The following is a 12,020-nucleotide window of genomic DNA, read 5'->3' as shown; positions in this document are numbered from 1 at the left end:
CCTCAAAAGTACGTTAAAATAGTCGATAGCCGAAGTTGAGCCGGCTCCATTAAGGATTTTTAAGCCTGTGCCGGTCCAGAAACTGCGTAAATTGGATTTCATGACCGGGTAAAAACTGCACGGCTACCGGCAGGTAAAACAATGGCAACGCTGCCCGTTCGTCCGCTGTCAGCAAGGCGTCTACTTTAACCCAGTCTTTTTCGGTTGTGAGCAGGGCCGTTCCGGCTGGCAGCTTTTTGAGCAGGTTATCGACCTCCGAACGGCGGTAGGGATGATGGTCGGCAAACCGCTCATGCCGGTGTAGCTGAAACGTTTGCCGGACGTACTGCTCCAGCGGGCTGGCGTTGGCCAAGCCCGATACCAGCGCCACGTTCCGCAGGCGGGCATTGGGCTGATGGGTGGCAAAGGATACCGGATTTCCGTAGCGCAGCCCGGCAAAGAAGATGGGGGTTTCGGGGTGGGCATAGGGGCGAATTTTGTCCACCATCCGCTGTTGCTCAGTCGCAAACAAATCGTTCGGGCACTTGGTCACCACAATCGCATCGGCCCGTTTGGCGCCGTGTCGTCGTTCGCGCAGCCGCCCGGCGGGGAAGGGATAATCGGCATAGAGTGGGCGGTTATAGTCCATCAGCAGGATGTTCAGGTGTGGCTGCACCGCCCGGTGCTGAAAGGCGTCATCGAGCAGGATGCAGTTTGTTTCCGGATGCGTTTGCAGTAAGGTTTGAATGGCTTCCGCCCGTCGTTCGCCCACGCATACCCGCACCTGAGACCCAAATTTACGGTGAAGCTGCTGCGGTTCGTCTCCAATCGTTTGGGCGGTGTCAGCATCGGTGGCGATTCGGAAACCGGTCGTTTGCCGGCCGTAGCCCCGGCTCAGGGTTGCGGTTTGGTTTGCCGGATGCGGTCCTCCAAGGGCATACCGTTTAATCAATAACTCAATCATGGGCGTTTTTCCCGTACCGCCGACGGTGAGATTACCGACACTGATTGTGTAAACCGGGGGGGCAAATGAGTTTAATAACTGGCTATCAAAGAGCCAATTACGAATCTCCGTTAGTAGTCCGTAGAGTCCACTGGCTGGAAATAGTAACCATTTTATCGTAAACAGTTTCATTAATAATTTCGTAATATTGCCCGCTTGAGTAGCCAAAATTAGTACTTTTAGGACTGGGAACGCCCGTCCTCACCGTTCAGTACAATGAGTTTAAAAGCCGACTACCTTACATACACGTTGCACTTTCGCTTCGAAGCGGGTACGTCGCGCGGCACGCTCACGGAGAAAACGTCGTACATTATCCGGCTTTTCGATGCGGAAACGCCAGCGGTGACTGGGTACGGGGAATGTGGTCCATTGACCGGATTGAGTTATGACGATCGGCCCGATTTTGCCGAGCGTTTAGGCGCTTACTGTCAGGAATTCAACGAGTTAGACCTTCAGTTATTTAGCTGGAATGTGCCTATTGTCCTGAATCAGATTATCAGTCCGCAGTTTCCGAGTATTTTGTTTGGCTTTGAAACCGCTATGCTCGATTTTCTGGCGGGTGGTACGCGCCTGATTAAACCGTCTGAGTTTACGACGGGGCAGCGTTCACTACCGATCAACGGCTTAATCTGGATGGGCAGCCCGGCCTTCATGCGCCAGCAAATTGAGGAAAAACTCCAGGCAGGCTATACTACCCTGAAACTAAAAATTGGGGCGTTGGATTTTGAGCAGGAATGCGACCTGCTGGCCATGATTCGGGACCGCTATTCGGCCGAAGACGTCACGGTTCGCGTCGATGCCAACGGGGCTTTCCAGCCTGCCGACGCTATGACCAAACTCGAACGGCTGGCCACCTACAACCTCCATTCGATTGAGCAACCCATCCGGGCCGGGCAGCCCGACCTGCTGGCCGACCTTTGCCAGCATACTCCCCTGCCCATTGCACTGGACGAGGAGCTCATCGGGCAAATGGAATACGTGCATAAGTTCCGGCTGTTGAAAAAAATTCAGCCCCAGTATATTGTGCTCAAGCCAACCTTATTGGGAGGAATTCGCCACTGCGACGAGTGGATCGAACTGGCCGGGCGGCTCAACATTGGCTGGTGGATTACCTCGGCCCTGGAGTCGAATATCGGCCTCAACGCCATTGCCCAGTATACGGCTCAGTTTAAACAGCTACTGCCCCAGGGGCTGGGCACCGGCCAGTTGTACCGGAACAATGTCGATAGCCCGCTCGTGGTGGAGCAGGGCCGGCTCCATTACGACCCGGCCCAGGGCTGGAACTTCGACGCACTTGCCATGGATACTCCTCACTAACCAACCGTTTCTCTTGAACCTGCCCGCCGATCATATCCGCCTGCTGTTTGGCCTGAAACTGCGCCAGCTACGCATCGACAGGGGCCTGTCGGTCAGCGAGCTGGCCCATCAGTCGGGCTTGTCGATTTCGTATGTTACCGAAATCGAAAAGGGCCGTAAATACCCCAAAGCCGACAAGATTTCGGCCTTAGCCAATGCCATGCAGGTGGACTACGATACGCTGGTATCGCTGAAACTGAGCAAGAAGCTCGAGCCCATTTCCGACCTGCTGCGCTCGAAGTTCCTGACCGAAATTCCGCTCGAACTCTTCGGCATCGACCCCTCGGACCTGCTCGAACTGCTGGCCGAGGCCCCCGCCAAAGTCAGCGCCATGATTCGTACCTTCATGGACATTGCCCTGAGTTACAACATGAGTGTGGAGCGGCTGTACCTGACCATGCTGCGGTCGTATCAGGAAATGCACGACAATTATTTCCCGGATATCGAGGCTGATGCCGACCGATTCCTGGCGGAATTTGCCCCCATGCCGGGCCAGCCGGTTACCGAAGCGCTGCTGACCAACCTGTTAAAAACCCGCTATGATGTTCGGCTTGAACCGTTCGATCCGCTCACGCACCCCGAACTGGTTGGGTTGCGGTCGGTTTTTCGGCCCGAACACCGCACCCTGTACCTGAATGCCGGGCTGTCGGCCGAGCAACGGTCGTTTATTCTGGCCCGCGAAGCAGGGTTTCAGTTTGTCCATCTCAAAAATCGCCCCTATACCTACTCCTGGGTTGAAGCCGAGTCGTTCGAGCAAATCCTGAACAATTACAAAGCCTCCTACTTTGCCGGCGCGATTCTTATTCGCCGGGATGAACTGGTTGCCCGGCTCAGCGACTTATTTGCCCGGCCAACCTGGAGTAATGAGGCTTTTCTGCAACTGATCGTTGATTTTGACGCCACGCCCGAGCGTTTTTTTTACCGGCTGAGCAACGTGTTGCCGAGTCAGTTTGGCATCGACCAGCTCTTCTTCTACCGCTTCAATCATGTTCCCGGCCAAACGACCTTTAAGCTAACCAAAGAGATGCACCTGTCGCGGCAACAGGGGCCACGTGGCATTGTCGATGAGCATTTCTGTCGGCGGTGGATTGCCTGGACCATTCTCCAGGAGCTTCAGTTTTTACAGCAGAACAAAGGCTTCGACAGTACCCTTTGCCGGGCGCAACTTTCCGAATATGCCGATTCGGGCCAGCAATACCTTATTATTTCGGTCGCACACCCGTTTCAGCCGCAGTTTCAGCAGAACATGAGCCTGTCGATGTGTTTTGCCGTGAACGACACGCTGAAGAGCAAGATGGCGTTTCTCAACACGCCTGCCGGCGAAGTGACGTTCCGGGTCGTGAACGAAGCCTGCGAGCGCTGCGGCATTTTTGACTGCCGCGAACGGGTTGCTGCGCCAACTGTCCTGCAAAAAAAGCGGCAGTTTGCGGCCATGAAGAAAGCACTGGACGCCTTACCGTAACGGGTAACGGGCTACTATGCATCTGCTCAGGATTACGCAACCGCACCCCTGCTTAGCGCGTATTCAGGTTTGGTATGAAACGTCGTTTCCGGCCAGCGAGCGCCGGTCGTTCGATCAGGTAATCGAGTTACTCGCCTGCCCTGACACGCACCTCTGCGCCCTTGTTGCGGAGGACCAGCCCGTTGGCTTTATCATTTACTGGCACTGGTCCGATACCAGTGTGCTGTTTATCGAACACCTCGCCGTTGACCCTGACCTGCGTGGTCAACGGTTTGGACAGCAGGCCCTCAGACACGTGTTGGCACTCGATTTCGCTCACATTTTGCTGGAAGCCGAATGCCCCACGGATGCCATTAGCCAACGACGCATTCGGTTTTATGAACGGCAGGGGTTTTCGATTAACCCATTCCCGTATGCCCAGCCGCCCTATCGGCGAGGGGATCCGGCGATTCCGATGACACTACTATCGATTCCGGCCATTCGCCAGCGGGAAGAATTCGACAGGTTCAGCGAGTTGATCCAGGAGCGGATTTACGAAAGGTTTTATGGGTAAAGTCAAACCCGGCCAACGCTACCTGTTCAGGCAGTTTGGCCGGGTTGAAAATCTGCGTTACGCTGAAGGCTGCCTACGCGCTCTGCTTCATCCGAATGATGTTCAGCGCGGCACCCGCTTTGAACCACTCGATCTGTCCTTCATTGTAGGTATGATTCACTAAAAACTCGTCGGTCGACCCGTCGGCATGGTGCAGCACGATTTCGAGCGGACGGCCCGGCGCAAACTCGGTCAGTCCCTCGATGTCGATGGTGTCGTCTTCCTGAACCTTGTCGTAATCGGCCGGGTTGGCAAAGGTTAAGGCCAGCATTCCCTGCTTTTTCAGGTTCGTTTCGTGAATCCGGGCGAAGGACCGCACCAGAATGGCCCGAACGCCCAGGAAACGGGGTTCCATAGCCGCGTGTTCGCGCGAGGAGCCTTCGCCATAGTTCTCGTCACCCACCACGATTGAGCCGATGCCAGCGGCTTTGTAAGCCCGCTGAACGGCAGGCACTTCGCCATATTCGCCCCCGGCTGGATGGCCCCCGGCTGGATGGCCCCCGGCTGGATGGCCCCCGGCTGGATGGCCCCCGGCTGGATGGCCCCCGGCTGGATGGCCCCCGGCTGGATGGCCCGTGAGCTGGTTTTTCACGCTATTGGTTTTCTCGGTATAGAAATTCACCGCGCCAATCAGCATGTTGTTCGAGATGTTATCTAAGTGCCCACGATACTTGAGCCACGGCCCGGCCATTGAGATGTGGTCGGTTGTACACTTGCCTTTGGCTTTAATGAGCAGTTTGAGGCCCGTAATGTCAGTACCTTCCCAGGGCAGGAACGGCGCCAGCAGTTGCAGGCGGTCTGAGGTTGGCGAAACGAGCACCTGCACACCCGACCCATCGGCCGCCGGAGCCTGATAGCCCGCATCGTCAACGGCATAGCCTTTGGCGGGCTGCTCGATGCCCTGCGGCTCATCGAGTTTCACCTGCTCACCCGCTTCGTTGGTGAGGGTGTCGGTCATGGGGTTAAATGTCAGATCACCCGCGATGGCTAAGGCCGTCACGATTTCGGGCGAGGCCACGAAGGCGTGGGTGCTGGCATTCCCGTCGTTGCGCTTGGCGAAGTTCCGGTTAAACGACGTGATGATGGAGTTTTTTCGGGTTGGGTCATCCATGTGCCGCGCCCACTGGCCAATGCAGGGGCCGCAGGCATTGGCCAGAACCACCCCACCCATGTTTTCGAAAGTTTGCAGCAGCCCGTCGCGCTCAGCGGTGAACCGCACCAGCTCCGAACCGGGCGTTACGGTAAACTCCGAACGGACTTTCAGATTTTTGCTCAATGCCTGCTCCGCTATCGACGCCGACCGGGTCAGGTCTTCGTAGGAGGAGTTGGTGCAGGAACCGATCAGGCCCACGTCAAGCCGCTGGGGCCAGTTGTTTTCTTTGACCGCTTTGGCGAAATTCGACAGGGGCCAGGCCAGGTCGGGTGTGAAGGGGCCGTTGATGTGCGGCTCCAGTTCGGAGAGGTTGATTTCGATGAGTTGGTCGTAATAGGCGGCAGGGTCAGCGTAGACCTCCTCATCGGCGCGAAGGTTAGCTCTCACGGCGTTGGCTGCGTCGGCAATGTCGGCGCGGCTGGTTGCCCGCAGGTAATCGGCCATTTTTTCATCGTAGCCGAAGATGGAGGTTGTGGCGCCAATTTCGGCCCCCATGTTGCAAATCGTGCCTTTCCCCGTTGCAGAGAGGCTTTCGGCACCTTCGCCAAAGTATTCGACAATGCAGCCCGTGCCGCCTTTCACGGTCAGGATACCGGCCACGCGCAGAATGACATCTTTAGCCGATGCCCAGCCGCTGAGTTTGCCGGTCAGTTTTATGCCGATGAGTTTGGGCATTTTCAGTTCCCACGCCAGGCCTGCCATCACGTCGCAGGCATCGGCACCGCCAACACCGATGGCAATCATGCCCAAACCACCCGCGTTGGGCGTGTGCGAATCGGTACCAATCATCATACCACCCGGAAACGCATAATTTTCGAGTACGACCTGGTGAATGATGCCCGCACCCGGTTTCCAGAAGCCAATGCCGTACTTGTTGGAAATTGACGCCAGGAAGTCATATACTTCTTTATTCTTACTCTTGGCAATAGCCAAATCATTGTCTGCGCCTACTTCGGCCTGAATCAGGTGGTCGCAATGCACCGTCGACGGCACGGCCACCTGCGGGCGACCGGCCTGCATGAACTGCAGCAGGGCCATTTGAGCGGTGGCGTCCTGCATGGCTACGCGGTCGGGCGCGAAGTCCACGTAGGCTTTCCCCCGCTCGAAGGCCTGCATCGGCTGGGATGCCGCACCAGAACCGGCAAAGAGGTGGCTGTACAAAATCTTCTCCGACAACGTCAGCGGCTTGCCCACGGCCTGCCGGGCGGCTTCGACGCGCTCGCCGAGGTTAGCGTACACGCGCTGAATCATGTCTAAATCAAAAGCCATAGCTAATAGGAATAACGGGTTACTGAAAGGACCTGCTTGGTAAAACAACCAGCGAATTTAGAAAATGGGTTCTGGTTGCGGGTCAAAATTAGAAGATTCTCATTCGTTTTGGAAATATTACGTCAAAAGGCTGGTAATTGCTGGCCGAACGAACCCCTTCCAAAACCATTGGCTCTGTTTTTTAGGCAAAAACGCAGAATCAATCTATCTTGCAGCTTTAACTCGTATATATACTATTACGCGAGGAGTTCAGCAATACGAACGGGCAGTGCCCTTGACACGAAGTACTATGAAAAAGACAACAAGTTTCCTTTACCTTGCCGCTCTGCTGGCGTTAGGGTTAACCTTTTCATCGTGTGGCAACGATGAAAATCCAACCGTCACCTCAACATCGACTACCTTAACGGCAACGCTCAATGGGGCCAGTGAAAAGCCAGCCTCGACCAGTTCAGCGGCAACCGGTACGTTTGCAGGTGTTGTGGATGCAACAACGCGCGTGCTAAGTTATACTGTCACGTACACTGGCCCTTTCACCTCCACAGTAACAGCCGGGCACTTACACCGTATTACGGCTGCCGATGGCACAGGGGGTGTTGAAATACCCTTTACCAGTCTGACCAGTCCTATTATCGGCACCTTTCAACTGGCGAACCAAAACCGGGTGGATAGTCTTAAAAATGGGTTTTATTACGCTAACCTGCATACGACAGTCTATAAAGGTGGCGAGATTCGCGGGGATATCAAGAAAAAGTAGGTAATCTGTTTATTCTGCATAACGTAAACAGCAAAAAGGCCAGTCCGTTTGTACGGCACTGGCCTTTTTGCTGTTTACACCTAACCCGTTTACGCCACAGTAATCGTTTGGGCGGGTTTATTGGTCGCCGGATTCTTAGGCAACGTCACTTTCAGAACGCCATTAGTGTAACTCGCCGTGATGCTTTCCGTGAGGACCTTGTCGTTGAGCCGAAACGACCGCTCAAACGAACGATTGACATGCTCTTTGTAGGTATAGTTGCCAGTCGTGGCGTCTTCGGTGTCAGCCGACTGGTCGGTACCCTGATAGGAAATCGTTAGCACATCGTCTTTCACGGCCAGGGTAATGTTCTCTTTGACCAGATCAGCCGCAAATAATGAAATGATATAGTCGGCGTCAGTCTCTTCAATATTGACCGGCACCTGCTGAACGCCCCCCGCATGACGTCCCCAGAACCCCCCGGCTTTACCCCGCCCAAACGCTGGACCGGCCCAGTGACCGCCAAATTTACCGCGGCCCATGGAGCCACAACCGCCTTTATTACCCGCTTCGAATGCTTGTTTTGAATACATGTTTGTGTGTGTTTTAGTCTTGTGTTTACGTGGTTGTTTTACGTTTTGTTGACCATTTCTGGCTTAACTGATGGAAATAATCCGGCCCAAACTGCGTTGGTTACCGCCCGAACGGTAGGCTGGGTTGTCGATGGAAATGATGTCGGCGGACTGCCAGCTACCCCGGCCAAACCGACCAAAAGCCCGCCCAGCCAAACGCGGCCCCACTACCCTGGCCAGCAGGAACAGCCCCGCCCCTACCAGCAGGACTTTTACAATGAGGGTTAGTAGAAACAGGGCTAATGCAACCGCCAGCGCTACGCTGGCTACTCTCCAAATGATGTTCATGTTCTTTACCAGTTAAATGATTGATTAAAAGCCCGGTTGGCGAAAAGACGGTTGAGACTGAAGAAGCGGTTTATGTTTACCCTTTTTTCAGTGGCCTCGCTGCCTGGTTAAAGGCTTTGGTAGAGATGACGGTTAGGCGTATGCTTTTACTTTACCAGATGGCAAACTTTTTTTGGGAAGTCTTCACAAAACACGAGCGGAGAGCATCATTCCCCCATAAAAAAGGCCCCATCGTCGTCCATGGGGCCTTTTTTGGGAGCAATTAGTGACAGTTTAGCTACCTGCAGTTACGTTAATTTACAGGCACATTCTTCACCCGGATAATGGCCCCGGCAATGCTTACCGCAATTTCTTCCGGTGTCTGGCTGTTGATGGCCAGGCCAGCGGGTGCCTGAATCCGCTCTAAGACTGCAGCCGGAACACCTTCTGCACGATATTCAGCAACCAGTTTTTCAATTTTGGTTTTGCTGCCCAGTACCCCAAAATAGCGGAAACTTTTGTCGAATAAGGCCCTGATAGCCAGGTCGTCAGTGCGATAGCCGACGGTCATTACGACGACATAATGGGATTGGCCCGACGGAATCAAATCGGTCAGTTCACTGTAGTCTTGCACGATTATTTTTTCGTGCGCGTAGTCGTTCTGGTGCAGCGTGTGCAGGTCCGAACGGTCGTCATAAACCCGGATATAAAAACCCAGTTGGCGCATCAGTTGCGAGAGTGCCAGCGCGCAATGGCCCCCGCCGATAATGAAAAGCTTGTTTTTGGGACCAATTTTCTCCTGATATACCCACTCATTTTCTGACTGCTTCGTGAACCGATAATCGACGTTGGGAACCTCGTCGGCAGAAAACCAGATGCCAGCCGGTGATAGTTCGAGCAACCCGTTTTTGTGCTGCTCCATGCACGTAATGATGGCCTGAATCGTGTTAATATCCTGTGGCTGAACCCGGTACAGCAGAATCGTCTGGTCGCCGGAACAAATCATGCCACTCTGGTTGTGGGCCGCACTTTTGTCGTGATACTGTGTTCGGATGGACAGTTCGGGCAGGGCATGGAGTAACCTTTCTTTTGCCATTTCAACGAACTTATGCTCCATAATACCCCCGCCAATGGACCCTTCTATCTCGCCAACGGCATTGACCGACATCAGAAAACCCTGCCTGCCGGGACTGCTGCCGTTGCTTTCCAGCACATATAGCAACATAACCGGAACGTTCTGTTGCAGACTGTTATAAATTAACTGCCAGACTGTTAGCTGTTTGGTCATTAGCGAGGGGCCGGGTGCCGGGAGCCGGGTTAGCGTCGTACAGGGCCATCAGCACTTTTTCGGGTGTCATGGGCGCATCGAACGGAATGGCGGCCGTTGGGTTGAAGGCTCGAACCGCATTCCGCAGGGCAAAGTACGCGCCGAGGCCGTACATCAATGGCGGTTCGCCAACGGCTTTCGAGCGAAAAATGGCCAGATTGTCGGTTTGGGTTTCCAGAAAATCAATCAGGATTTCGTTTGGCACGGAGTAAATATCCGGCACTTTGTAGGTAGACAAGGCATTGGACCGCAACCGACCCGCTTTATCGAACACAACTTCTTCCATTGTCATCCAGCCGATGCCCTGCACGATGCCGCCTTCAATCTGGCCCCGGTCGATGGCGGGGTTCATGCTGGCCCCGAAATCATGCACCACTTTAACCGCATCGACTTCGTAAATACCCCGCAAACAATCGACCGTTACTTCCACAATCGCCGTGCCGTACACATGGTACGCAAATGGATGCCCTTTGGCGATGGACGAATCGAAATGAATGTCCGGCGTGGCGTAGTGGGCGTGTTCGGACAGGCTGACCCGTTTGGAAAAAGCGGCCATCACGAGCCGTTCCCAGGTCCAGTCGGTCGGTTTTCCATCGATTAAGACCTGCTCTTCCTCAAACGTAATCGTCTCGATGTCAGTCTGTAGTTCGTCAGCGGCTACCGTTTTCAGCCGGTTCACAATTTCGGTGCAGGCCAGTTTTACGGCTTTTCCGTTCAGGTCGGCGGTGGCGCTGGCAGCCGAGGGTGAAGTGCTGGCAATGCGGTAGGTGCTGGTCGTATACAATTTGACCCGCTCCGGACTGATTGAAAATACATGGGCTGCTACCTGGAGCATTTTTGTATTCACGCCCTGCCCCATCTCCACGGCCCCGGTACTGACGCCCACGCTCCCGTCGGTATAAACGTGTACCAGCGCCCGTGCCTGATTCATGCGCGTGTTGGTGAACGAGATACCGAAGCAAACCGGCATAAGTGCCACCCCCCTCTTATACAGCACATTAGCGTCATTGAACGATGCTATTTCGGTGCGGATTTGCTCAACAGCATATAACTCTTCCGCTTTCTGCCAGCAGTCCGGGGCTTCACTCTGCGCTATCTGCCCGAAGGGAAATTCATCGCCGGTTTTCAGCAGGTTTTTTGCCTGAATCACTGAGGCATCAATGCCCAATGAGTCAGCAGCTTTGGCAATGGCAGCTTCGATAACAAACATGCCCTGTGGCCCACCAAATCCCCGGAAGGCGGTGTTTGGCGGTAAGTTCGTTCGGCAACTGTAGGCCGTGGCGGTCACGTTCGGAACGAAATAGCTGTTGGTGCAATGGAATAGGGTTCGTTCCAAAACGGCTGGCGACAAATCGGCAGCGGCACCCGCATTTTGGTAGAAGGTGGCTTCGTAAGCAATAATCCGCAGGTCGTTGTCCAGCCCGATTTTAAAATCCGACGAGTAGGGATGCCGCTTGCCGGTCATGGCCATGTCTTCCATGCGGTTCAGGGCATATTTAACCGGTTTTTTCAGCACGTGCGTGGCCAGAGCAACCAACGCAGCCCACGTATTGGCCTGGTCTTCTTTGCCGCCAAACCCCCCGCCTAAGCGCGTCACATCGACCTCAATCTGGTGCATCGGCAAACCCGACGACCGGCTCACGGCCCGCTGCACCGCCGTTGGTCCCTGTGTGGAGGAGTACAGTTTGATGCCGTCGTTTTCCTGCGGAATGGCATAAGCCCCCTGCGTTTCGATGTACAGGTGCTCCTGCCCGCCGGTATCGGCCTGGCCAACAAAAACGTGCGTACAGTGCGACCAGGCGGTGGTTGTGTTGCCGAGTCGGAAGACTTTGGGGGGAATAATCAACTCGCCGTTGGCCTGAGCCTCGCGGGGGTCGGTGATGATGGGCAGCGGCTCAATTTCGACCGTGATTTTTTTGACAGCAGCGCGGGCATCGTCGTCGGTTTCGGCGACGACAAAGGCAATGGGCATCCCGCAAAAATGGACGTGGTGTTCAGCCAGCAGCGGCTCGTCGGGAATGATGCCGCCAATCTGATTTTCGCCCGTAACGTCTTTGTACGTCAAAATCCGGATTACACCGGGCATGGCTTCGGCCGCCGATACATCCAGATTTTTGATGATGCCATGTGCGACGGGCGAACCGAAAGCTGCGCCGAACAACGTCCCGCGAATCGTCGGAATATCGTCCAGATAAACCGATTCGCCCCGCACGTGTGTTCTGGAATCTATATTTTTCATGGTTAATG

10 protein-coding genes are annotated in these 12,020 nt (G+C 54.7%); 4 read left to right on the top strand and 6 right to left on the bottom strand.

What is annotated here, in order from left to right; genetic code table 11:
• Positions 1-49: 49 nt before the first annotated feature.
• Positions 50-1,114, bottom strand: a complete 1,065-nt coding sequence (gene lpxK, locus ACYVI1_RS09050; protein ID WP_460909060.1) for a tetraacyldisaccharide 4'-kinase — start codon at positions 1,112-1,114, stop codon at positions 50-52.
• 84 nt (positions 1,115-1,198) lie between these two features.
• Here lpxK and ACYVI1_RS09045 point away from each other — a divergent pair, with 84 nt between their 5' ends.
• The 3 genes from ACYVI1_RS09045 to ACYVI1_RS09035 are packed head-to-tail and all read left to right on the top strand — an operon-like array spanning position 1,199 to position 4,353.
• Positions 1,199-2,299 carry an o-succinylbenzoate synthase gene (locus ACYVI1_RS09045; RefSeq protein WP_460909058.1) on the top strand — a complete coding sequence of 367 codons (1,101 nt, stop codon included), beginning with the start codon at positions 1,199-1,201 and terminating at the stop codon, positions 2,297-2,299.
• A 13-nt stretch (positions 2,300-2,312) separates the two neighbouring features.
• Positions 2,313-3,800, top strand: coding sequence for a helix-turn-helix domain-containing protein (locus ACYVI1_RS09040; protein WP_460909056.1), 1,488 nt, complete (start codon positions 2,313-2,315; stop codon positions 3,798-3,800).
• A gap of 16 nt (positions 3,801-3,816) precedes the next feature.
• Positions 3,817-4,353 (top strand): GNAT family N-acetyltransferase, encoded by a 537-nt coding sequence (locus ACYVI1_RS09035; RefSeq protein ID WP_460909054.1) that lies wholly within the window; start codon positions 3,817-3,819, stop codon positions 4,351-4,353.
• A gap of 73 nt (positions 4,354-4,426) precedes the next feature.
• Here ACYVI1_RS09035 and ACYVI1_RS09030 read toward each other — a convergent pair whose 3' ends face one another.
• Positions 4,427-6,814 carry an aconitate hydratase gene (locus ACYVI1_RS09030; RefSeq protein WP_460909052.1) on the bottom strand — a complete coding sequence of 796 codons (2,388 nt, stop codon included), beginning with the start codon at positions 6,812-6,814 and terminating at the stop codon, positions 4,427-4,429.
• Positions 6,815-7,103: 289 nt separating this feature from the next.
• On the opposite strand from ACYVI1_RS09030, the gene ACYVI1_RS09025 reads away from it, so the two are divergent.
• On the top strand, positions 7,104-7,568 hold the full coding sequence (locus tag ACYVI1_RS09025; RefSeq protein ID WP_460909050.1) for a CHRD domain-containing protein: 465 nt from the start codon (positions 7,104-7,106) through the stop codon (positions 7,566-7,568).
• Between the two features lie 89 nt (positions 7,569-7,657).
• Here the strand turns inward: ACYVI1_RS09025 and ACYVI1_RS09020 are convergent, their stop codons facing one another.
• The 4 genes from ACYVI1_RS09020 to ACYVI1_RS09005 form a co-directional block, all read right to left on the bottom strand.
• Positions 7,658-8,140, bottom strand: coding sequence for an Hsp20/alpha crystallin family protein (locus tag ACYVI1_RS09020; protein ID WP_460909048.1), 483 nt, complete (start codon positions 8,138-8,140; stop codon positions 7,658-7,660).
• A 63-nt stretch (positions 8,141-8,203) separates the two neighbouring features.
• Positions 8,204-8,467 (bottom strand): hypothetical protein, encoded by a 264-nt coding sequence (locus tag ACYVI1_RS09015; RefSeq protein ID WP_460909046.1) that lies wholly within the window; start codon positions 8,465-8,467, stop codon positions 8,204-8,206.
• 292 nt (positions 8,468-8,759) lie between these two features.
• Positions 8,760-9,734: an XdhC family protein gene (locus ACYVI1_RS09010; protein WP_460909044.1), complete on the bottom strand. Its 975-nt coding sequence runs from the start codon at positions 9,732-9,734 to the stop codon at positions 8,760-8,762.
• Complete coding sequence (locus ACYVI1_RS09005) at positions 9,697-12,012, bottom strand: xanthine dehydrogenase molybdopterin binding subunit (RefSeq protein ID WP_460909042.1); 2,316 nt, start codon at positions 12,010-12,012, stop codon at positions 9,697-9,699. Before ACYVI1_RS09005 ends, ACYVI1_RS09010 begins: the two co-directional genes overlap by 38 nt.
• Positions 12,013-12,020 lie beyond the last annotated feature (8 nt).

It is taken from the genome of Spirosoma areae (assembly GCF_054781775.1).
Note: the sequence above shows the minus strand (reverse complement) of the source record. Positions and strands in the feature narration are given on the sequence as shown.